The 21,139-nt window shown below is 47.4% G+C and carries 21 protein-coding genes and 1 pseudogene; 8 read left to right on the forward strand and 14 right to left on the reverse strand.

The features are described from left to right. The 9 genes from JUE67_RS04175 to JUE67_RS04210 all read right to left on the reverse strand — a co-directional run bounded on the left by JUE67_RS04175 (position 1) and on the right by JUE67_RS04210 (position 4,268). Positions 1 to 165: a hypothetical protein gene (locus JUE67_RS04175; protein WP_203626801.1), complete on the reverse strand. Its 165-nt coding sequence runs from the start codon at positions 163 to 165 to the stop codon at positions 1 to 3. A gap of 313 nt (positions 166 to 478) precedes the next feature. After that, complete coding sequence (locus tag JUE67_RS04180; RefSeq protein ID WP_203626800.1) at positions 479 to 2,074, reverse strand: DNA primase family protein; 1,596 nt, start codon at positions 2,072 to 2,074, stop codon at positions 479 to 481. A 3-nt stretch (positions 2,075 to 2,077) separates the two neighbouring features. Further along, the gene (locus JUE67_RS04185) at positions 2,078 to 2,890 is read right to left on the reverse strand and encodes a bifunctional DNA primase/polymerase (protein WP_203626799.1); all 813 of its coding nucleotides are present in this window, start codon (positions 2,888 to 2,890) and stop codon (positions 2,078 to 2,080) included. Further along, positions 2,874 to 3,062, reverse strand: a complete 189-nt coding sequence (locus JUE67_RS04190; protein ID WP_203626798.1) for a hypothetical protein — start codon at positions 3,060 to 3,062, stop codon at positions 2,874 to 2,876. Before JUE67_RS04190 ends, JUE67_RS04185 begins: the two co-directional genes overlap by 17 nt. Beyond that, positions 3,059 to 3,352 carry a hypothetical protein gene (locus tag JUE67_RS04195; protein ID WP_203626818.1) on the reverse strand — a complete coding sequence of 98 codons (294 nt, stop codon included), beginning with the start codon at positions 3,350 to 3,352 and terminating at the stop codon, positions 3,059 to 3,061. The genes JUE67_RS04190 and JUE67_RS04195 overlap by 4 nt, the downstream gene beginning before the upstream one ends. Before the next feature lie 48 nt (positions 3,353 to 3,400). Next, positions 3,401 to 3,592, reverse strand: a complete 192-nt coding sequence (locus JUE67_RS04200) for a hypothetical protein (RefSeq protein ID WP_203626797.1) — start codon at positions 3,590 to 3,592, stop codon at positions 3,401 to 3,403. Then, entirely contained in the window at positions 3,576 to 3,710 is a 135-nt protein-coding gene (locus JUE67_RS12810; RefSeq protein WP_255559903.1) for a hypothetical protein, read from the reverse strand. Before JUE67_RS12810 ends, JUE67_RS04200 begins: the two co-directional genes overlap by 17 nt. Further along, entirely contained in the window at positions 3,703 to 3,924 is a 222-nt protein-coding gene (locus tag JUE67_RS04205) for a hypothetical protein (protein WP_203626796.1), read from the reverse strand. Before JUE67_RS04205 ends, JUE67_RS12810 begins: the two co-directional genes overlap by 8 nt. A gap of 65 nt (positions 3,925 to 3,989) precedes the next feature. Beyond that, complete coding sequence (locus JUE67_RS04210; RefSeq protein WP_203626795.1) at positions 3,990 to 4,268, reverse strand: helix-turn-helix domain-containing protein; 279 nt, start codon at positions 4,266 to 4,268, stop codon at positions 3,990 to 3,992. A gap of 164 nt (positions 4,269 to 4,432) precedes the next feature. On the opposite strand from JUE67_RS04210, the gene JUE67_RS04215 reads away from it, so the two are divergent. Both JUE67_RS04215 and JUE67_RS04220 read left to right on the forward strand, forming a co-directional pair. After that, positions 4,433 to 5,053 carry a helix-turn-helix domain-containing protein gene (locus JUE67_RS04215; protein WP_203626794.1) on the forward strand — a complete coding sequence of 207 codons (621 nt, stop codon included), beginning with the start codon at positions 4,433 to 4,435 and terminating at the stop codon, positions 5,051 to 5,053. Positions 5,054 to 5,277: 224 nt separating this feature from the next. Then, positions 5,278 to 6,435, forward strand: coding sequence for a site-specific integrase (locus tag JUE67_RS04220; protein ID WP_203626793.1), 1,158 nt, complete (start codon positions 5,278 to 5,280; stop codon positions 6,433 to 6,435). A gap of 273 nt (positions 6,436 to 6,708) precedes the next feature. On the opposite strand, the gene JUE67_RS04225 is transcribed toward JUE67_RS04220, so the two are convergent. The 4 genes from JUE67_RS04225 to JUE67_RS04240 all read right to left on the reverse strand — a co-directional run bounded on the left by JUE67_RS04225 (position 6,709) and on the right by JUE67_RS04240 (position 13,498). After that, positions 6,709 to 8,481 (reverse strand): ATP-binding protein, encoded by a 1,773-nt coding sequence (locus tag JUE67_RS04225; RefSeq protein WP_203626792.1) that lies wholly within the window; start codon positions 8,479 to 8,481, stop codon positions 6,709 to 6,711. Next, positions 8,471 to 9,727, reverse strand: coding sequence for an SIR2 family protein (locus tag JUE67_RS04230; RefSeq protein WP_203626791.1), 1,257 nt, complete (start codon positions 9,725 to 9,727; stop codon positions 8,471 to 8,473). The genes JUE67_RS04225 and JUE67_RS04230 overlap by 11 nt, the downstream gene beginning before the upstream one ends. A gap of 434 nt (positions 9,728 to 10,161) precedes the next feature. Beyond that, on the reverse strand, positions 10,162 to 12,927 hold the full coding sequence (locus tag JUE67_RS04235; RefSeq protein ID WP_179396181.1) for a DNA methyltransferase: 2,766 nt from the start codon (positions 12,925 to 12,927) through the stop codon (positions 10,162 to 10,164). Between the two features lie 4 nt (positions 12,928 to 12,931). Then, positions 12,932 to 13,498 (reverse strand): helix-turn-helix domain-containing protein, encoded by a 567-nt coding sequence (locus tag JUE67_RS04240; RefSeq protein WP_203626790.1) that lies wholly within the window; start codon positions 13,496 to 13,498, stop codon positions 12,932 to 12,934. Between the two features lie 233 nt (positions 13,499 to 13,731). Between JUE67_RS04240 and JUE67_RS04245 the strand changes: the two genes are divergently transcribed. From JUE67_RS04245 to JUE67_RS04255, 3 genes are all read left to right on the forward strand, one after another. Then, a complete protein-coding gene (locus tag JUE67_RS04245) occupies positions 13,732 to 13,989 on the forward strand; it encodes a DUF3173 family protein (protein ID WP_203626789.1) in 258 nt (85 codons plus the stop codon). Then, complete coding sequence (locus tag JUE67_RS04250) at positions 13,982 to 15,100, forward strand: site-specific integrase (RefSeq protein WP_203626788.1); 1,119 nt, start codon at positions 13,982 to 13,984, stop codon at positions 15,098 to 15,100. Before JUE67_RS04245 ends, JUE67_RS04250 begins: the two co-directional genes overlap by 8 nt. A 371-nt stretch (positions 15,101 to 15,471) precedes the next feature. Beyond that, positions 15,472 to 16,857: a subtype B tannase gene (locus JUE67_RS04255; protein WP_225877908.1), complete on the forward strand. Its 1,386-nt coding sequence runs from the start codon at positions 15,472 to 15,474 to the stop codon at positions 16,855 to 16,857. A gap of 260 nt (positions 16,858 to 17,117) precedes the next feature. On the opposite strand, the gene JUE67_RS04260 is transcribed toward JUE67_RS04255, so the two are convergent. Continuing rightward, positions 17,118 to 17,843, reverse strand: a complete 726-nt coding sequence (locus JUE67_RS04260; RefSeq protein ID WP_203626787.1) for a DUF554 domain-containing protein — start codon at positions 17,841 to 17,843, stop codon at positions 17,118 to 17,120. A 111-nt stretch (positions 17,844 to 17,954) separates the two neighbouring features. Here JUE67_RS04260 and JUE67_RS04265 point away from each other — a divergent pair, with 111 nt between their 5' ends. The 3 genes and pseudogenes from JUE67_RS04265 to JUE67_RS04275 all read left to right on the forward strand — a co-directional run. Next, complete coding sequence (locus tag JUE67_RS04265) at positions 17,955 to 18,869, forward strand: LysR family transcriptional regulator (RefSeq protein ID WP_203626786.1); 915 nt, start codon at positions 17,955 to 17,957, stop codon at positions 18,867 to 18,869. 81 nt (positions 18,870 to 18,950) lie between these two features. Continuing rightward, positions 18,951 to 20,426, forward strand: coding sequence for a UbiD family decarboxylase (locus JUE67_RS04270; RefSeq protein WP_203626785.1), 1,476 nt, complete (start codon positions 18,951 to 18,953; stop codon positions 20,424 to 20,426). 69 nt (positions 20,427 to 20,495) lie between these two features. Further along, positions 20,496 to 21,056, forward strand: a pseudogene (locus tag JUE67_RS04275) (UbiX family flavin prenyltransferase); the annotation flags it as partial. Positions 21,057 to 21,139 lie beyond the last annotated feature (83 nt).

Genomic DNA, 21,139 nt, shown 5'->3' on the forward strand with positions numbered 1-21,139 from the left:
CTAATCCTCCTTGTCGAGTTCGCCCAATACCGTAACCACCCACTCATTATTGAGGTACTGAACACTAACATGTGTTGCGTGATATGGCGTTGGCATGTCCTGATGTGCATCGTCAACTAACTGCTTCAAGCTCTGACCGTGAAATACTTCCCATACTGTGTCCATATTGTTTTCTTCCTTTCGTGTTCCAGATTTTCTGGAACGGTGTTCCAAGTTTGTTCCAGAAAATTATTGCTGTATCCCTTGTGGCTCTAGTGTTGTTCCAGATGTTCCAGAAAATAATCGATTTTCTGAGATTTATTTTCCTAGAGGTCTATTCTTTGATACAAACCTCCAGTGTTTTAAATTAAGAAAAATCGCAAAATTTCTGGAACTTCTGGAACAAGGGCTTCTTATCCGCGCAGCTAAGGCATTTGTGTGTTCCAAAAACGATTTATTTTCTGGAACAGTGTTCCAAAAAAACTGGAACAATGGCCGACTACTCGTTAAATTGGTCATTTATAAGCGAGCCCGTTAGACGCAAGCCAATGAATCGCTGAACATTTCCACCGTCGTTGTTATAGCCTCTTCGACTCCGATCTTTATAAACATTGTAAGTAGCAAGTTTTTTCACGATGGCTTGTGTGCTCGTTTTATCAGTGTAGTTGTTCATTTGACAAAAGCGCTTATATTCAGCTGTTACAACAGTGGTTGCTTCACCGCGATCATCTTTTGTATCGATAGTGGCGTATTCGTCTAGGAACTCTTTGAAGTGGTCGTTTGCGTCCAGCCACTCTTGGCTTGCGTTTACTACCGAATCAGGTTTTGTCAGGCCACCGCTTTTAAGCGCCTTGGCAAACATGTGCATGCACTTCATGGCAAAACGTGGTGTTTCTTCGTTCATTTTGGTGTCGTCGAACTGATCCCACCAGTGTGTGTGCCGGGTGTCGCCGTTGATCATCTTGATAACGATGACACGATCAGCGAACCCGGTGCTGTGGTCGCTGAATGCTGGCATCTCGTTAGCGCTGAATAGTAGCTTGGCATAGTTCATAAACTTAAAGTTCTGAATGCCTTTGAACTCGGCCGGTATATAGTCGCCACCAGTTAGGGACTTGATCGCGGCTGTACTCTTGAGGTAGTCTGTGCCAACGTCGGCCACGATGTTTGCTTCTTTGCCGTATAGATTGGCTGTTTCAAAACGACGGTCACCATTGGCAAGGTCTGCTGGTTTTGATGCTGACACATTGTCACGCCCGATGAGGTTAGTAATTCTGCGAATAAGTGTGCTTTTGCCTTCACCGCCGGTACCATACAACCATAGGAATGCTTGGAATGGACGGTAAGACCGGTAGAACATATAACCGATGAATTCCTCAAAGGTGACGGCGGCATCGCCCATCATAGCTGCAAGCAGTCGTTCAGTCTCTGGACAATCGTCCCTATCTGGATCGACCGCGTACTCATGGGCGTTCAGCATGTAATTGTCAGCACTACTTTCCTGCATCTTATTGGTCAGTATGCTATATGTGCCATTGGCGAACGCAACCAGTTCTGGATGTGGGTTCTCATCAAATGGTGATCGCTTACCATAGTCCTCGTTGTAGCTGATGCGTTGCAAGAATCGTCTGGCGCCTGTAATATCACTCTCACGATACAGCCCCCATTTGAGCATCTCTTTAGTGGTTCTGCTCTCGGTGGTCTTAGTGAACTCACCCTTGCCAAATGTGCGCCACGTCCCTTTGCTAGGCTCATATATCGCACCCTCGCTCAACCCGGGGAAACTCTCTACTCGTGTTTTATCCATGAAGTGGTAGCCGTAGGTGAGAAAGTCCACCTTGATATTCCGATGAATGGTTACGTTTTGGGGATCGTCTTCATCGCGCTGCTCGGCTTGAAACCAAACTCTTAACCAGTTCGGTAACTTGGCAGCAAGCTGTTTGTTATATGCCCGAATACCTTTCTCGGTCTTATCTTGAGGCTCTGGATACTTGTTCACGTCAAATGGTTCTAATGAGCTTTTAGAGATCACCTTGAGCCGGTTAAACTCTGGCGACTTGTTTAGTTCTTCCTTTAAGCTGTCCGTATGCTTCACCCCCTAACTGCGGCGCGCAATTTCGCGCTTACTAATTGACTTGATGATCTTAACTAGCTCGCCATTAGGCAAGGGAGGGCGAACATAGCGCTGGTTGATAGTTTGAACTAGATCCGCGCAGCTATCAGGGTCAGCGCCCGACCGAAAGACTGAACCGGCAATGCTGGCCAACCACTGATTTCGGTTTCCTTCGTCTGAACCATCTACAAGTCGATTGATGAAGTTGCCAAACCATGAATCAGGATCAGTGCGGTATGATCCGACAACGGGTCCTCTATATCGGTTAATCTCGTCTAGCAGCCACTGTGGAGCAGGGGCAACCGTGGTCAGCTTGTGGCCTTTTAGTGGTTTATACATGCCGCTGTCTCGCATGCTGGGATAGACGGGCACGCCCAGCGCCGTGTAATCGAGACCGGTTTTCTCTCCGGACTTGGAGAACAGATCGGCCCGACTGGTTAGCTTCAATTCCTTGGGATAGGTGAAGAACATATGAAGTCCACCGTTTGGGGTAGTTTCAATATAGGTAGACGGTATCTGGCTAGCGCGCCCATCAGCGCTTAGTCTTTTCAGCGATTCATTGCCATCAGCGGCACTCTTGTGTCCCATGTCAATGTCGAATACCAGCATGCCGTCAAGTCTTAGGCCGATATTGTAGTCAGGGTGTTCACCCCACCATGCCTCGGCTTGCTTAGGGTCTTTGGTAGCGTCCTTATACCCGTGTGAGCCTTTGAGCGGCGTTCTGGTGCCTGGTGCTAGAGGATAGACGGCAAAGCCGTGTTGCTGGTACGAGAGGGCCATCTCAAGCATTGTCGGCATCGGGATCACCGCCTTCCATCAAAATGCGCCGGGCATCGATGACTTTATTGGCGGTGGCATCGGTCAATGCTTCTAACGGCTTGTCTTCAAGCTCTCTTCCTAGAATGATGAGTAGATAACTAGCCTCTCTAAGCAAGTCTTGAGCTGCTTCAATGTCTGGTTGCGTCATCATGCGTTCGCCTCCTCATCAGCTTCTGGAGGGTCAATAGCGGTAATCTGGTCGGTAATAATATCTCGAGCACAAAAGATTAGATATTTCCACGTGTCAAAGTCACGCGAAGCAGCACAAGCTACCCATACTGCATTGTCGTGCGAGTGATCGTCATCGAACCGGCAAACCAAGTTGCCGAACTCATCTAGCTCATCGCAAAGGGCGAGCAAGGATCCTTTTGCCTTGCGCAATTCATACAACGTATCGCTCAAATCTAACGGATTCTTAACAGCAGTTGAAACATTCTTCATCATAATTGCCTCCATTTTTCTTGACAAAAGCATCTAACTAGAGGCAAGCTAAAAGTCGATATAGATCTTTTCGCTTGTCTTCTTCTCGCCTTGAGCTGCAACTCTTGGCGATTTTTTTGTGGCTTCAATCAGTGAGCGCTTTTCGGCTTTTTGCGCTTGCCAGTACCGATCACACTCGGCATCGGCTTGCACGTAGTCTCGCCACTGAAATCCGAACCTTGTGCTAACCATTTTTGGCATGACGATCGTCCTCCGAGAATTGAACGTAAGCACCGCAGACGGCCCCGATCAGGAACGCCATGCAGAGTGCTGGGACGGTGAGCGGGTGGCTTAGTAGCCACGCAATGATATTAATCATCAGCGTCCTCCTCGTTTTCATACAGCTTTAGGATCTCCGATACCCGCAGCAGCTCTTTTGCAGCCGTGATTGCCAGCTCACTGTTGAAAATGTCCTTGCCATCAACCGTGACAGTACTGCCTTCTGTAATGGCCAGAATGTTGAGGTTAATGTCGTCCATCAAGTCTCCGAGTTCGCGGTCTAGTGCCATCTCTTCTTTACTGAATAGCTTCATGATGTTGTGCCTTTCTGACGCTATGCGCCTGTCATGAGTTGCTTACATGCCCGCCTGCCCAGCGGTTAAACGGTCTTGCTTTCCATGAACTTCTCCAAGTCCACACGCTTAATGCGCTTGGCTGTGCCAATAAGGTTCACATGAATCATGCCTTCCTTGATATACTTGGCCAGCGTCCCGCGGCTCACGTTCAAATAATTGGCGCTGTCGCCAAGATTTAAATAATCGGGAACTCGCGGGGTAGCTTGTTGGCTTTGGATCATACCGGCAACTTCCTCATGAACCATGTTGCGAAGCTCTGATTTAAGTTCCGGCGTCATGGTCAAATTTGCTTGCACTTGCATTACTGCCACTTCCTTTCACGGTTTAAATGCCCAACGCTTTAAAATATTCAGCTTTCAATGTGCATTTAACAATTAGGATTATACCACGTCTGTTAACAAGCGCAAGGGCTGTTGACGATTTTAGTGTGTAAATGTAAACTGTTGTTAAACACAGGAGGCTCGATATGCTTGCAAACCGGCTTAATATATTACTAGCAGAACGCGACTTAAACGTTAAAACTGTCAGCCATGATACTGGCCTATCAAGAAACACAATTTCAAATCTTATTAATAATCCTGAAGGAAATATTTCCACAGAAACAACTGATATACTATGCAATTACCTATCAGTTACACCAACAGATTTTTTTGATTACGCGCCTGTTCGCTTAGCAATTAATGGCGCTTCACCCGATGACAGCGACGAGGTTGCTGTTGTGATCTCGGCTAAATCAGGCCGCCGCTTGCAAACTTACTCGTATAGTTTATGGATTGAGTCGGCAAGTGAAATTGATAAAAGTGAAGACTATCGTTCTGAGCCGGTTGACTTGTTTGCGTTGTTGCTTACTGCCACCGAATTTAAGACACAAATATTTGACCTACTATCAATTAGTTTTCAAAATCGCATCGTGAATCGAATGAAGGATATAGGCGAATCGCATCTGTTATCTGTGTTACCCTCACATGTTGAAAAATTTTTGAATACGCAACCGGTAGTAATTGCTTTTTCAATTGGTATAGATGATGCAACCAGATATGACTACACTCTTAGGTACGATCCCCAGCGCCAAATTCTCGAAGACTAGTTTTCACTGCCGACTTTTCAGCTACGACAAAAAGAGGTGTACCCAAAATTGGGCATACCCATTCATTACATAGCGTCGCGTTGAACGGCGTCTTATGGGTCTGCGAGGTTTTGCGCGCACCCTGTCTTATGCCCCACGTCAGGGGCGCCAACTACCGCGGAATTTTCCGCTGTACTCTCCAATCTAACACCGCCTGCCCAGCGTGACGGATAGGAGAAAACGATATGGCATCAATTAAAAAGTACGCAACGAAAGACGGCAAAGAGTTCTGGCGCGTTCAGGTCTTTGCTGGTAATGATCCACAGACTGGCCACAAGAAGTACAAGGTGCGGCGAGGGTTCAAGACAAAAAGAGAAGCCACTGTTGCAGCAGCTAGACTTGAACTAGCAATCAGCAACGGTGACTTAGAAGAAGAAAAACCAACACCCGTGTTCTTTCGGGATGTATATGAGGAGTGGTATGGAAACTATATTAATACGGTAAGAGAATCTACGTGGGCCCGAACGGCTGGCATGTTTGACAACCATATTCTACCAGCCTTTGGCGATAAGCGGATCGCCACTATAACCACTAAGGACGTTCAGAAGGCTGTCAAACAGTGGTTCGAGTTCACGTCAGCGAACTACAAGCGTTGGTATAACTATGCTTCATCGGTTATGGACTATGCAGTTCGACAAGGGTACATGGACAAGAATCCAGCCAAGGCCGTTGTTCTACCGCACCATGATGATCTGGCGGGTGATGAGCCTGAGAACTTCTGGACTAAGGAACAGATGAATCATTTCTTTTCTTGCATTGACCAAGCAGCTCACTTCGACATTTTCATCATGTTTAGGGTATTAGCCTATACCGGTGTTCGACGTGGTGAGTTACTAGCGTTGACTTGGCACGATGTCAGTTTCAAAGACAACAGCGTGAAGATCAACAAGACACTGACACAAGGCGATAAGGGACGACAGATCGTTCAGGCGCCAAAGACGCGAGCGGGGCGGCGTACCATTCCGGTAGACAACCAAACGATTGCGTACTTGAAGCGATGGCGCAGAATTCAGCAGAAATCGTTCTTAAGACTGGGCATCAATACTATTGGTCCTGACCAGTTGTTGTTCACCAATACTAAAAACGGTTATCAGTCATTGAACACGCCCTCAAAGCGTCTGCATAAAATTCAAGATGATAATGACCTCACCCCAAGGATCACTATCCACGGGTTTCGGCACAGTTTTATATCAAACTTGTTGATTGCCGGCGTTCCTGTCACTTCGGTACAGAAGTTGGTCGGGCACACTGATCCGACTATTACGCTTGGCGTGTATGCTCATGTCAGCGCGAAACAAGAATCGGAGGCCACTGCTGCACTTGCCAAATATATGCAAAATTGAATTAGAAAACCACAGAGAAAACCACGGGAGTTTTAAGGCTGGTTGGTAACAGCTCTAGGCCGCATGGTTAAGGCGTTTCACGTGAAAACAAGTCCTCATATTGGTTGAGGCAAGAATAGCGAGTTTGCGGCGTTTTAACAGAGCTAAAACCGTCGAAAAACAACGAAAATGCTTTGAAGTGTGCCATCTCTGTGCCACGACTTCATCCAAGAATAGACCTTCTATGTTAAAGAAAATACCCTAAGCGTTTAAATTGGCTTAGGGTATTACTGTTTACCTTAGTTGATCACTGCTGTCATTGAGAGGTGAGATTGAGGATGATGCGATTGCGTAATTACCAGCATCAATAGTTAATTCAAATGGAATTTCAACCGCGTTTCCTGATAAAAGCGCGGTGCCTGCTCTTAGGCTTGGAAGTCTTGACACCAGAGACTGAGTAGCTGAAGGTACGTTATGCAAAATAAAATCCAAGTCTGTTGAATTCTGAATTCGATGAATGAAGAATGCTCCGGTTTGAGATAGGACAACTCTAGAAAGCTCACTTGGAATCTGACTAATAATACCCAAATAAACATTAAACTTCCGACCTTCTCGTGAGATTCGCTCAAAAATGGTTGACGATCCATCAGTAGAAGTCTTTACGTATCGGTGTGCCTCATCTAAGTACAGGTAGAAAAAGGGCATACTGTTTCGATCACTTTGGCCTAGAGTGTAATTCATTTCAAACGCCGAACGCACGACATAATTTGAAATCAGTCGCAACGCATCATCATCGAACTCCGTTAGATTTAATACAACAAATTTTGAATGATTATTAGAACTTGTCCAGTCTGTAACTTGAAGCGGCATACCATGTGCGGCGTTTAATATGCCACCTTCATCTCCGTATCTCGATTTTAAGTTCCTGAAACGACTAATCATCGTTTCTGTATTTGCGCGAACGCGACGATTGCCCTGCACTTCTTCCTCGCCAAACACAATTTCAAATCCCTCTTCAATGTCTTCAAGTGAAATTGTATATTCTTCATCCGTACACTGAAGAACTTCGTCGATAGTCTGAGGCCCATTATCAGGGATTGCACTGGATATTACCGACAATATTTGTGGTTCGCCCTCAATCTTCGAGAAGTTTTGAACCCACGACTTTAGTGCCGCCTGAGAATGTTGTTCATTCCCAAATACTGCTGTATACCACTTTTCGACTGACCGTTTCAGCATCACGAATGAATCTTGTGTAATATCTCGAATGGCTAACCGTGTTAAGATTGCATATATGAGTTTTCGATTTTCCGGGGTTGTCTTCGCAATCTGTAACGCTCTATTGAGGAGGGGCTTTTGCGTCTTCTCACTTGGTAGTAGCGCTGCTTCCCAATCATCGAGCGAGAGCCTCTCTAATGGAAGATGCATGCTGCGCACTGATACCTGATCTGTAAATTCCAACTGCTCATAATCTCCGTGAACATCAAATACGATAAACTTGGTTGACTCTTTAAGTTTGGATTCTACCAAGTGTAATCTATCCATGAAAACTCGCAATGTGGTAGATTTTCCAGAACCAGTGTTGCCCAATATTGCTATATGTGATGTTAGTATTTTTCCAACGTTTAAGGTGGGAGCTACATCCGTATAGTTGCTAACACGGCCCATTGAAACCAGCCCATCACCGATCCCCGAAAAAATACGCTTTAGAAAGGAATTGCTTACTCCGTAAACGGTATCACCTACCATTGGGAAGCTTTGAATACCCGACATGAAATGGCCGTCTACAATCGTTCCAACCGGTTCACATGTAAACAGCAATTTTTCAACTGCCCCAATCGAATTAGCGTCAGAAACCTTGTCATATGCGCTATTCCGAACTTTCACAACTCGATATAGATCTGTTGCGTTCCACTGCACTGTGGTGTATACAAAGTCGTTTACTCCGTGAGCACTCTGCAATTCACCTAAGTGCAACGACGAAGCTAGATCAGATTCTCTTGCAGAAAACTCCAAATAATTGGCAGTAACTAGCTCAATCGCTCCCACGCGCCATTCATTTTCCATTTTCAGCCTCCGAATCGTGATTCTCAAATGGATCTTCAAAAGCTAGCAAGCTTGCCAAAGTAGAAAAGTAATGAGCAGAACTATTCCCTTCGCCATTAGTAATAAATGTTGCCTTTGGATTTCCACTCACTTTATTCATAAACGCTTTTACATTCTCTTCACGATTGTTAACAAAAGCAGTCATCGCAAAGTCATCTCGACTTAAAGCTTGTCGCAGTAACTCGTTAATATGTTCATCTCCAAATCCAAAACCGTTAACAATCAAAGTCGTATTAGGCTTTAACAACTCGACGGATAACTCTCTAAAGAGATCCGAAAAAGGAGAACCCTGAGTGTCAGCATATTTCGATGATGTTGGGGCAATTACCACGGAATTGCCTAAATCCCAGTCAGAACTGCGAACAATTGACTTTCCCGATCTAAGCCAATTTATGGATCCATGTAGTTTGTATACCTTGAAGAAGGGTGAAACGGGTGACCACCTATCTCTAAATCTACGAGCAACATCAACTGGGCGACGGCTATACTCTGCAATATTAAACTCTGGACGTAATTTATGACGAAAGCCATCCGTGTATGAGTAATTAAGCCGATCAAGTGAGTTTTCTACAAACAGATCATAGTTTGTAGTGAATACATTGATTGCATCATCGCTCACCCGGCTACTTTCCCGTAATTTTGCGAGTCGACGCATAAAGGTTTCATACGTTAATTCAGTTTTCCCCGCTTGATTAGTATTGTGTGTATCACTGTTGTCTGGTCTTTTCTCTACTTCGTTATAATCATCCAGAAACCCCTTGGAAATTGAGCTTATCAATCTCTTCTCTACATCGTGGTATATTTGTTTCTCTTTGCGAATCTCACTATTGGATAGACCGTTTATCCGGCTTTCAATCCACGAAAGAAAAGTCTCAATATTATCTGGATCATGTTTAGGATTCTCAGTGTACTTTCTTAGTAGCGGCCTTAGGCCTGCTGGATTTTTTGACTTATATTCTGCGAAGGTAGTTTTCATTTGTGGGATAGCAGGAAGAGATGATCCAGAGCCTAAAAGAACACTTAAATGTGCGGTTTCAGATAACCTAAGTTGGATGTACTTTTTCAACTCGTCAGTTGAAACTTCCCGAAAACTTTCACCATCCCCACCTTCGATTATTCTGAACTTACAATCACTTTGCTTACCGTTCTCAGCGAGAGTGTCAGTTACCACTTCTTCAGAAATGTCACCATCGAAATCCGTTGCCATAATTCAATCCTCCCAGAGTGTTTTTCTCTTCTTAGCATACTTCTTTGTACATGACTTGGATACAACGGACTCGGATGGCACCACGCGCGGCGTGCAACGCGAAAGCCGCAAGCGTGAGTGCCAGCGGTCGGCGATAGCCGACCGCTATACCCCCAGTACTCTAACAGGGGGGTACTAAATAAAACAAAATTGCCCGAACACAGGGTAGAAACATTGATGCACCGGCAATTTTGAGTGAAAAGTGAAAATGTGGATGGCACACCCAATCCATCATTTCGTCAGAATATGAAATCTTGAGGTGTCGCCAAACTCGCATTGTAACAGGGGTTCAGCGGATACTCATCCGGCACACCAGTTCATCATTTATAAAAAAGCGGTGAAACGTGGATAGCAGGATAGTCCTACATTCGACGCTTCACCGTCTTCGTTATCAACTACTTGGCTAGGTGCGCGTACAGCGTAAAGAGCTTCGCCACACTGTCGCCTTCGGTTGTGGTCGCTACGTCCATACCGTATGCGCGCATAACTGCGCGATCGTTGTTCTGGTGCGCCTTACGCAACTCACTCGGCATCGTCCGCTCATCATATAGATCAGCGTAGGAGCTATCTGGGTAAAGCGCACGTGCGTCCAATATCTGTTGAGCAGTTTCAGCAATCTTCGCTTGTTGGTCAGCGGTAACGTGAGGCCACGGGAAGTTATTGTAAACAACCTTAGCTGAATAGCGGTAATCACTCTTGAGCCGCCCCGCAACGGTGCGCATCCATGCCATATGAACATTGGACGTCAGTACACCGAACTCGTACAAGTTGGCATCAGGTACAACGAAGACCAAATCACTTGCTAAGTTATCTGGTGTCATGTAGCCGATCGGAATATAGCGGCGCTTCTCTGAACTAACCTTGGGAATTACGAGAAAGTTGGTTGTCGGCATGTTCTCAAAGTGGAATCGGGTTGGCTTGTCAGCAAGTTTTCGAGTAGCCGCACGAGTACTAGCTAACCTAAATTCCTGCACACGTTCGATGCGTTCCAGCACATGAGGCATTTTGCGCAATTCGCTGGGAGTTGCATCACCCACCCATAAGCAATAGCGCGGTTTTCGATTGATAAACTCCCTCGAGCCATACCACGGTTTGAAGAATCGCTTAGACTCAGGCTCTGCTTTTATGAAGCTCTCCATTTCATCTTTTTCAAATAAATAGTTGCCGCCATCAATGGGTAAATTTCCAATGCTAATTGGCGGTACGCTACATAATGGCTTAGATCTGTTTTTTACAAATGCGTCTTGCGCATCAACCAAGTATGGGTTGATGTGAGTAACAATCTCGGGTTGTCCGCTACTTGAATAGACTACCTTCCTCCCGGTTGCAGTCTTACTGAAACCAATAATTACGCAAAATACTGATGCCTTTTCCTTCGCTTCGCTTGTCCATTTGAACGTACGATACGCAAAATCAATGTGTACACCGTAGCGTTCAAGCATTGGTTTCCAAAGTATCTCTACCTGTTCGCCTTGAGTAATAGAGTTTGTGGAGACAAAGGCAGTGAGAATACTGTGCCCTTGCATGATCTGTGCGGCTTTCAGATACCAACCAGCTACATAATCTAAGCTACCGATACCGTCAATTTGGGAATCCACCTGAAGAAGATCCTCCTTTTGCACTTTGCTCATCAGCCGCGCACCATTGAAAGGCGGATTGCCAATGATGTAGTTGAGTTGGTTCGCTGGCACCAGTTCCGACCAGCTGAACCGTAAGGCATTGCCTTCGGTGATGTTGGTGTAGGTTTTCAGCGGCAAGAAGTCAATATTAGTGTAAACAATGGACTTGGTCTCTTCCATCATCTGCGATTCAGCAATCCACAGCGCCGTCTTCCCGACTGAAACAGCGAAGTCGTTGATCTCGAAGCCGTAGAACTGCTGGATTGAGACCTTGATGATCTGCTTTTCCAACGCCAGCATATTCTGGTCGCCGTAAATCAACCGAATAGCATCGTTTTCCAGCTTGCGTAACGACAAATAGGTTTCAGTCAAGAAGTTCCCCGAACCACAGGCTGGATCGAGGAAGGTCAGCCCCGCGAGTTTATCCTGAAATGCCGCTGCACGTCGCTTGACCGTCGCCGGTTGCTTGAGCTTCTTGATGTCTTCAAGCTCAGTCCGCAACTCATTTAGGAACAGTGGGTCAATCAGCTTGTGGATGTTCTCAATGGACGTGTAATGCATCCCACCTTGGCGCCGGGTCTCAGGATTCAAGGTACTTTCAAACACCGCACCGAAAATAGTAGGACTGATTTGCGACCAGTCAAAATCCGCACTGGCGTGTTCAAGCAAGAGCGTCCGCAACTCGTCAGTAAACTGCGGAATCTCAATGTCTTCATCGGCAAACATGCCACCATTCACATAAGGAAATTCGGCTAGTTTCTCATCAAGGTAGGGATCGCGCTTACCAATCGGTGTATCGAGTACTCGAAACAGGTCAATCACCGCGTTACGCAAAAAACGCGTATCGAAGTCGGCTAAATAATCATGGAACATCCCGTGCCGACCGAAGATGCCGGCATCTTCGGCGTACAAACAGAACACCAGTCGCACCGATAGCTGGTTGATTGCGCGTTGGGTGTCATCAGAGTTCGGATCGCGGTATTGCTTAAGCAACTCGTCATAGATTTGTCCGACCAGTTCGCCTGCCTGCATGGAAACTTGCATTTCTTTTTCAAGATGCGGGTTCGCTTGGTCAACCAAGAAGTCTAAGCGGTAGCATTCTTCTGGCAAGTCGGTCAGAGCGATGACAGCAGGATCGCCACCTGGACGTTCCATATCATAGACATAGAACTCGGTGAAGTTACAGGTAATGATCCAGCGGGGACGCTGTGAGTACGGTAGATTCATCGCATAACGTTGCGCTTGTTGAAATGGCGTGAGGAAGGTGCCGTCGGACTGTTTGATGCCTTTGCGTAAGTCCTTGATGCGACCTTTTTGCTCGATCATCACATTAGTTGCGGTAATATAGCCATCGATAAAACTAGTGTGGTCAAGGTGGACTTGATCTTCAAAACTGATATATTCTCCGGGCTGATCGATGCCATATACGTTCTCCAACAAGTCCAGCCAGAACGTTTGACTATCCTGTCGTTCGTTACCACGATCTTGCCACCGCTCAACAAACGCACTGGCGGCTTTCCGTTGCTCATCTGGTCTTAACATAGCGTTACTCCTCGTTCACTAAGTTAGCGCGCAACTCGGCTTCAATTTTCCGCATACTTTCTGTGGAGTAATTGTCATTGAGCCATTCGGCAACCCGGCGCAAGTCATCAATGCGTGGCGTATACAGATCAATGATACGCTGAATTGTTGCCCGCTCGTCTGCATCGTCACCCGCGTCATGAGCTTTATCAGCTAGTGCAAATAGCTGTTGGATCTTTGTCATGTGCTTGGTTAGTGCCGCAAAAGAATCTGCTTGCTGGTCAATGACCTGCGCATTCACGGCTTGAAGTTTAGTGGTGTCTAGCATGAGATCATTAGGTGTGACCCCAAAGATCGTACAGATTTTCATTAAACTGTCTGTGGAGGGGCTAAACACTCCCCGTTCGATCTTAGAGACAGTTTGTTCAATCGTCTCAAGTTTCTCGGCAAATTGCTTCTGGGTGTATCCATTAGCCTTACGCAGTCGACGAATATTTTGACCGATGATCTGTCCCGTTGTGAGCTTTAGCTGAACGCCAGTGATGGGTTGACGTTTCTTCTTCGTGGCCTTTCTGTCTGGATCGATTGCCATGTTGGCACCTCTTTCGTTGTGGTACGTGGGGTTTGTCGATAATGTAACTCTTTATGGAATATTTAAGCATATTTAATGTTTGATGTAAAGCTAATAAATGTTTACAACTAACAGTGCGGATGGTACACTAAGCTTAAATCTAAAGTGTTTGTTTTACGCTTATGGATGTTAGTTCCTTGAAAATAGAATAGCACCATCAAGATAAGACCACAACACAATTAGGAGGTGAGAGAATGGCCTTACCGGCACAGTCGGCGCTGTTCATCAGTCGCCAAGACTTGGTAAAGCACGGGTTCAGCGATTACGAGGCGGCACAGTTACTGCGAATGGCTAAGGCCAATCTCGTTGAACAAGGACTGAACTATTATGCAATTCGGGGCAGGCGTCGCGTCCCTGCCTATGCAATCGAAGCGATTCTTGGATGTCCATTATTTGAAACACAGAGAGACACGCTCCCAAGCCAAACAAAGGAGCGTACTAAAAATGACTAAAGAAAGCGACCTGATCAAGAAAGCACCGGACGGCACATATGGTTTTCGTGCCAGTCTTGGCTTTGATAAGCGAACTGGGAAGCGCCGCCAGAAGCGTTGTTCTGGTTTCAAAACCAAAACGCTCGCAAAGGAAGCCTATCGAAAGCTGGTTGCCCAATTTGAGGACGAGCAGTTCAATTCACCGATTACGTTCAAGGAGTTCTGTGACAAGTACTTCTTCCCGTGGTACAAATTCACGGTGCAAGAGCAGACCTATGAACATCGTAAAGGCATGGTAGAGCGTTCGTTCAATCAGTTTGATTCAATGAAACTTAGCAAAATCACAGCCTTTGACGTTCAGAAATGGCAACTTGGCTATCTCGAAGACCATGCCAATGGAACAACGCGGGTTGCGCATACCATGTTGGGTAAAATATTCGAGCGCGCCATCTTAATGAGTTTGATGAAGGAGAACCCGGCTAAGATTGTCGGCAACGTCAAGCGTAGCCAAGATGAAGTCGAGTTCTGGACTAAGGACCAATTCCAAAAGGTGATTGAGCAAACCAGCAAGGATACCTACACACACCGATTTGATTTCATCATTCTGTGGTTCTTGTTTATGACCGGCATGCGTTCCGGTGAAGCTAAAGCACTAACTTGGAAAGACGTTGATCTAAAGGCTGGTACAATCGACATCAATAAGTCGTTGCTCTACAAGTCTGTCAATAACTACAAGTTAGGCAAGACCAAGAACCGACAAAGTATGCGGGTCATTAGCATTGACCAGCAAACGATTGACTACTTGGAAGAGTGGTACGAAGATCAGCGACTGATGACCCGCTCGAAGTTCGTTCTATCCCAGGACGGCGCGCCACTAAACAGCACCTACATCAATGATATTGTTCATGACTACGGCAATTTGGCCAAAGTGCCAACCGTAACCGCCCACGCATTGCGGCACTCGCATGCCTCACTGTTAATCAGCCTTGGTGAGAACCCTCTAGTGATTCGAGATCGTCTCGGTCACAAGGATGTGCGAACAACCTTAGAAATTTACGGTCACCTCTACCCCAAGAGTGATATTGAGGCTTCTAAGCGACTGGAAGGATTGGTCACGGTGCCGTCAGAATGAAAATCGTTCAGAGTGTGCCGAGTGTGTGCCATAATAAAACAAAAAGCCGACAAATCAGCGTTTGTCAGCTTAAAAATGTTTCACGTGAAACAGTTACGTTTCCCCTGACCACCCAGAAAAGCATGATCGTGAGACACCGGGGTTTTCAAACCTCGGTGTTTTTTTTACGATTTTTGGTGATTCGAGTGGGTGGTATTCGTACGGCCTCGAGTTTGATTCGGATCAATATACTTGCCAGCAAAGCGGTTCACAATTTTTCGGTATGTTGAGCTGCTGGCCATATTCTGAATTGGCATAATGGGCAGGTGGAGGATGAATGGGTCGGTCGTCCGCCTGATGTTATAATGAGCTCTAAGAAAGAAGGGGCGCGTATGACTATGAAATTTGATGCGAAGACTTGGATCGGGCGCACGTTCGCAGATGGTTTCGGCTATGCCGAGAGTCGTGATAATATCTATGTCCAACATCCGGTGGCTGAAATTCAGAAGCTCAACGTGTTCACCCCGGTAGCGTACCTTGATCATGGATCGGTCAATGGCTATACGGCTGAGACCGCGCCAATACTGATGCCAAATACGGTTGGCGGGTATCTCCCAGGACCCGCGGATCAGCCAGGCGAAGCAGGGTGGCCGAGTCGCGGGAAGACCATCGAAGCGGCGCTACGACAAGGTTACGTCGTCGTGTCGGCAGGAATTCGCGGCCGCACAACATTGAACGCGGTGGGGAACCAGATCGGTGGTGCGCCAGCTTTGCTCATTGACATGAAAGCGGCAGTGCGTTGGGTCAAGGCGAACGCGGCGCTACTGCCGGGCCGGGTCGACCGCATCATCACGAACGGTACCAGTGCGGGTGGTGCGCTATCGGCCTTGACTGGCGCATCTGGCAATGACGTGCGGTATGAGTCAGAACTGCAAAGGCTTGGTGCGGCAGATGAAGATGACAGTGTTTTTGCCGCCTCTGTCTATTGTCCGATTCATAATCTTGAGCATGCGGACATGGCATACGAATGGCAGTTTAATGGTATCAACGACTTCAATTCTTTTCATGAGGTCAGTGAAAATGGAAAGACGACGACCCAGGCTTGGCACGGGACCTTGTCGCCAGCACAACAGGAACTGTCTGCTAAGTTGAAGGCGTCATTCCCGGCATATCTAAATAGTCTCAATCTCCATGCGCCAGATGGCACGCCGCTTTCGTTGCGTGCGGATGGAAATGGCAGTTTCTTGACCTATCTTCAAAGTTTATTGATCGCATCGGCTCAGCACGCTCTGGATATTGGTGCCACAGTGCCAACTGAGGCGGGTTTCACTATGCGAGATGGAAAAATGATGGCAGTCGATTGGCCTGTTTATTTGCGGTACATCGGTCGGATGAAATCGACACCAGCTTTTGATAGTTTGTCGCTGAGCTCGCCGGAAAATAATGAATTTGAGGACCGTCATTTCACGGCGTTCAGCCAACAAATGGATTCAAATCATTCCCCGCTTGCGCCGGCGGATCTGATTGCGGCTATGAATCCGTTAACAGCGATTGGGTCAGCGAAGACCGCGCAACATTGGCGCATCCGGCACGGTGCAGCAGATCGTGACACGAGTTTTGCCATTCCAACGATCTTAGCGCTGACCCTTCAGAATCGGGGATTTTCTGTCGATTTTGCGCTACCATGGGCCACGCCGCATGACGGCGATTATGATCTGCCAGAGCTATTCGCGTGGATCGATAGGCTCTGCAAAAAAGAGACGCTATTCGGCGCCTGAACAAAGCATTGGTAAGACTCATTTGTCTGTATCTAGCCCATGGAAGTAGCCAGCGTGGTTGACCATGTGCGATGTCGTACTTGTGCTGAGCCATTCCATATTGACACGGCCAGGCTCAAGCCAAGTGAGAACACACCTTTATGAGCTGTTTTTCTAAAGTGCTGAAATAGATCACGTCAAAGAAGAGCCCAGCTACCGCGCAACAATAGCTTTGCGCGGTAGCTGGGCTCTTTTTTTATTTTATTGGCTCATTGATCAGCTTAAAGCAGTGGTGCAATCACTGTGACCCATAACCAAGAGAGTGGCATCACAATTATCATCGCTGGGATCATATCCGCAGTAGGGAACATCTTGAGCTGAACCATTCTGAAACCAGTGGCTAACATCAGCATCCCGCCAGCTGCTTTGAAATCTAGAATCATTGTTGGGGTTGTTAAAGGATAGATCAGGCCCGCTGCCACGAAGAGAATAAGGAATATGACAAACTGCGGAATCGCGATCAAGGCGACCACATACCCGAGATTTGCCGCGAAAATTGCCGCCGTGAAGAAATCGAGAATCGATTTCGAAATCAGAATCGTCGCATCTCCGTTCATCCCTTCGACCAAGGCACCATAAATGCCTGTCCCACTTGCGCAGAAAAGCACGATGACGGTTACAAGTGTCGCATCGAACGTTGATTGATCAATATCTGATGGGGTCGGAATAAAACGCGTGATAAAATTCTGCATCGCCTTTGCGCCTCGATTGATCCAATCGCCAAGGTGAATCGCTAGGCCAAGTGCTGTCCCAATGATGACGGCAAAGATCACTGCCGCCATATTTTTCATAGGGGCGATCGAGTAAATGCCCATTGCCATTGAACAGGCGCCGAACACCATATTCAGTCCGTCTTTAAATTTTTGTGAAAGATACTTACCACCGAACGCACCAAAAGCGCCACCGAGCAAAACCGAGGCGGCATTGATGATCACACCAATTGGCATAATTGCCATCTCCCTTTTTTTATTTACGGTCAATATAGAGAAAAAGGACGAACGACCAATTCTGAATGCGTGGTAAGATATGCTCAAATGGAATATTTTGGAGGCGGCATCATGGAACTGCGAAAACTTGAGAGCTTTATCGCGGTAGCTAATACTTTGAACTATACAGAGGCGGCCAATCAGCTTTTCACAACGCAGGCGACGATCTCTAAACATATATTGTCACTCGAAGAGGAACTGGGGGTTGTTCTGATCGACCGCACACATCGCCACGTCAAGCTGACGGCGGCAGGAAGAGCGAGTCTCCCATACGCGCGTCAAATGATCGAGGCCCAGCATCAGCTGAAAACAGCCCTTGCTAGCCAACAACTTCAGGCTGGAATGACGCTGTTGGTCCGCGGTATTCCTACGATCTCCTCGTATCAAGCGTTTAATATCGTGACAACCTTTTCAAATCAGCATTCCGATATTGATCTGAATTTTGCGGAGGCAGAGGCCAATACGCTGGTGCCAGCCCTGAAAAATGGTCATGCAGATATCGTCTTTCTTCGTTTATTTGATAGTCAGCCAATACAGGGGCTCACAGTCTTAGTTGAGTCGAGCGATCGGTTCGTTGTTGTGATGCCAAAAACACATTCGTTAGCGAAACGGAAGAGTTTGCAAATAGCCGCGCTCGCAGACCAGACTTTGCTTCAGCTCAACGAGTCGACTAATCTTTCAGCGCCTGTGTTCGATCTTTTCAAAGAGGCTGGAATCGCGCCTCGAATCCGATATTCCGGTCAGCGTATCGATCTCATTCTTGAGATGATCGAGCGCGGGATGGGCCTTTCAGTGATGATGGGGCACTCTTTTGATCTGCATGCGTATCCAGAATTGACCACGGTGCCGCTAACGCCTGTGAGGTACAGCCACTTAGCTTTTGCGAAACTTCAGAATCATCACACCCCGGCTGCCGACCTTTTCTGGGCCTATGCCACGCAAGCCCTTGCTGCCGTCAATCATTCCAATTCGGCATCTATCGACTAGATAATCTGAATTGTTTGGAGACGTTATGCCCGCCATACTGAACGTGTTAGTTAATCGTATGCAAATAGGAGGTTACTTACTATGGCAGAAGAACAGTATGACTTGCGCAAAGTTTTGGCAGAGATCAAGGATCTACCCGGCCAGTACCACGAGACTGACAAGGAGATCGATCCGGAGGCTGACCTCGCCGGTGTGTACCGGTACATTGGGGCGGGCGGCACCGTTCAGCGGCCGACGCAAGAAGGGCCGGCAATGATGTTCAACAATGTCAAGGGCTTTCCGGGTTCGCGGGTCTTGATCGGCTTACAGGCATCACGGAAACGGGTTGGCACGATCTTGCATCATGACTACAAAACGTTGGGTTGGTTGCTCAACGAAGCGGTCACGCATCCAGTAGAACCGGTTGAAGTTGACCGCTCGCATGCCCCGGCACAGGAAGTAGTGGTCAAAGCAGATGAACCGGATTTTGATATCCGTAAGCTACTGGCCGCACCAACAAATACACCGGTCGATGCTGGCCCATATATTACGATGGGGGTTGTTTACGGCCACAGTGTTGATGGCAAAGAGTCTGATGTGACGATTCACCGGATGGTTTTGGAAGATAAAGATACGATCGGGATGTACATCATGCCTGGTGGTCGGCATATCGGTGCATTTTTGAAAGGTTATCAGGAAATTAACAAGCCAATGCCGATCACGATCAACATTGGGCTCGACCCGGCGATCACGATCGGCGCGACTTTTGAGCCACCGACCACGCCGCTTGGGTATAACGAGCTGCAGGTTGCAGGGGCGCTGCGGAACCAGCCTGTCCAGATCGTGCAAGGCACAACGGTCGATGCCAAAGCAATTGCCCGTTCAGAATGGGTGATCGAGGCGGAGATCTTGCCGAATCAGACAATGCAGGAAGATATCAACACGAACACCGGTTACGCAATGCCAGAGTTCCCCGGCTATAACGGCAAGGCGAACCCGGCGGTGAATGTGGTCAAGATCAAGGCGGTCACGCACCGCAAAGATAATCCAATCGTTCAGACGACGATTGGGCCATCGGAAGAGCACGTCTCGATGGCCGGTATTCCGACTGAAGCTTCAATCTTGAGTCTGACCGAGCGTGCGATTCCGGGCAAGGTGAAAAATGTGTACGATGCGCCAGCTGGCGGCGGCAAGCTGATGACGATCATGCAGATTCATAAGGACAACGAAGCCGACGAAGGGATTCAACGTCAAGCTGCGTTGCTCGCATTTTCCGCCTTCAAGGAACTGAAGACTGTCATTTTGGTCGATGAAGATGTTGATATTTTCGATTGGAACGATGTGATGTGGACGATCAACACGCGTTTCCAGGCGGACCGCGACATCATGGTGCTGGAAGGAATGCGCAATCACCCACTGGATCCAAGCGAATTACCTGAATATGATCCGGCGCGGATTCGGGTACGCGGGATGAGTTCGAAGCTGGTTCTCGACGGTACAGTGCCTTACACCATGAAGGACACCTTCAAACGGGCATCGTTCAAGGATATGCCTAACTGGAAAGAATATCTGGACTAAGGATTCGGTTTGGGGGTCAGGCATTCTTGCCCATCCGACGTCATACTATAGTAGAAAGAAGGCATTCGAATGAAGCGCATTGTTGTTGGTATTACCGGTGCAAGCGGGACGATCTATGGACTGCGGCTGCTTGAATTCTTGCATCAAGATCCTGATGTTGAGGTGCATCTGGTGATAACGCGCTGGGCGAAGGAAAATCTGGCGGTGGAAGCCACCGGGTATACGGAGCGGCAGGTGGATGCGCTGGCGGATGTCGTCTATTCAGAGCAAAATATGGGTGCAGCAATCGCGTCAGGCAGTTTCTTGCACGATGGGATGATCATTGTGCCAAGCAGCATGAAAACGATCGCGGCAATCGCAACCGGGCTGGGTGATAATTTGATCGCACGGGCGGCGGATGTCACCCTGAAGGAGCGGCGGCCGTTGATCATCGTGCCGCGAGAGACGCCGTTTAACCAGATCCATCTGGAAAATATGCTGAAGCTCGCGCGCATGGGCGTGGATATTATTCCTCCGATTCCCGCTTTCTACAATCGGCCGAAGACGGTCGATGATATTGTGAATCACACGGTGATGAAGTTCCTTGATCATCTCGGTATCGAGAGCCACTTGGACCAGCGTTGGGCTGGTTTAGCTGAGGCAAAACAGGCTGCACGCCATGAGTCAGACCTGGCTGATCAAGGTGAGGATGGCAAGCGCTCAGAAACAGCCGA

This window comes from Lacticaseibacillus mingshuiensis (assembly GCF_016861785.1).
Lineage (GTDB): Bacteria > Bacillota > Bacilli > Lactobacillales > Lactobacillaceae > Lacticaseibacillus > Lacticaseibacillus mingshuiensis.

Coding starts and splice junctions, on each gene's coding strand:
- JUE67_RS04210 (WP_203626795.1), bottom strand. CDS start 4,268: ATGCAAGTGCAAGCAAATTTGACCATGACGCCGGAACTTAAATCAGAG.
- JUE67_RS04250 (WP_203626788.1), top strand. CDS start 13,982: ATGACTAAAGAAAGCGACCTGATCAAGAAAGCACCGGACGGCACATAT.
- JUE67_RS04215 (WP_203626794.1), top strand. CDS start 4,433: ATGCTTGCAAACCGGCTTAATATATTACTAGCAGAACGCGACTTAAAC.
- JUE67_RS04205 (WP_203626796.1), bottom strand. CDS start 3,924: ATGAAGCTATTCAGTAAAGAAGAGATGGCACTAGACCGCGAACTCGGA.
- JUE67_RS04200 (WP_203626797.1), bottom strand. CDS start 3,592: ATGCCAAAAATGGTTAGCACAAGGTTCGGATTTCAGTGGCGAGACTAC.
- JUE67_RS04230 (WP_203626791.1), bottom strand. CDS start 9,727: ATGGCAACGGATTTCGATGGTGACATTTCTGAAGAAGTGGTAACTGAC.
- JUE67_RS04265 (WP_203626786.1), top strand. CDS start 17,955: ATGGAACTGCGAAAACTTGAGAGCTTTATCGCGGTAGCTAATACTTTG.
- JUE67_RS12810 (WP_255559903.1), bottom strand. CDS start 3,710: ATGATTAATATCATTGCGTGGCTACTAAGCCACCCGCTCACCGTCCCA.
- JUE67_RS04270 (WP_203626785.1), top strand. CDS start 18,951: ATGGCAGAAGAACAGTATGACTTGCGCAAAGTTTTGGCAGAGATCAAG.
- JUE67_RS04240 (WP_203626790.1), bottom strand. CDS start 13,498: ATGGCAATCGATCCAGACAGAAAGGCCACGAAGAAGAAACGTCAACCC.
- JUE67_RS04175 (WP_203626801.1), bottom strand. CDS start 165: ATGGACACAGTATGGGAAGTATTTCACGGTCAGAGCTTGAAGCAGTTA.
- JUE67_RS04190 (WP_203626798.1), bottom strand. CDS start 3,062: ATGATGACGCAACCAGACATTGAAGCAGCTCAAGACTTGCTTAGAGAG.
- JUE67_RS04195 (WP_203626818.1), bottom strand. CDS start 3,352: ATGAAGAATGTTTCAACTGCTGTTAAGAATCCGTTAGATTTGAGCGAT.
- JUE67_RS04220 (WP_203626793.1), top strand. CDS start 5,278: ATGGCATCAATTAAAAAGTACGCAACGAAAGACGGCAAAGAGTTCTGG.
- JUE67_RS04260 (WP_203626787.1), bottom strand. CDS start 17,843: ATGCCAATTGGTGTGATCATCAATGCCGCCTCGGTTTTGCTCGGTGGC.
- JUE67_RS04185 (WP_203626799.1), bottom strand. CDS start 2,890: ATGCCGACAATGCTTGAGATGGCCCTCTCGTACCAGCAACACGGCTTT.
- JUE67_RS04225 (WP_203626792.1), bottom strand. CDS start 8,481: ATGGAAAATGAATGGCGCGTGGGAGCGATTGAGCTAGTTACTGCCAAT.
- JUE67_RS04255 (WP_225877908.1), top strand. CDS start 15,472: ATGACTATGAAATTTGATGCGAAGACTTGGATCGGGCGCACGTTCGCA.
- JUE67_RS04245 (WP_203626789.1), top strand. CDS start 13,732: ATGGCCTTACCGGCACAGTCGGCGCTGTTCATCAGTCGCCAAGACTTG.
- JUE67_RS04235 (WP_179396181.1), bottom strand. CDS start 12,927: ATGTTAAGACCAGATGAGCAACGGAAAGCCGCCAGTGCGTTTGTTGAG.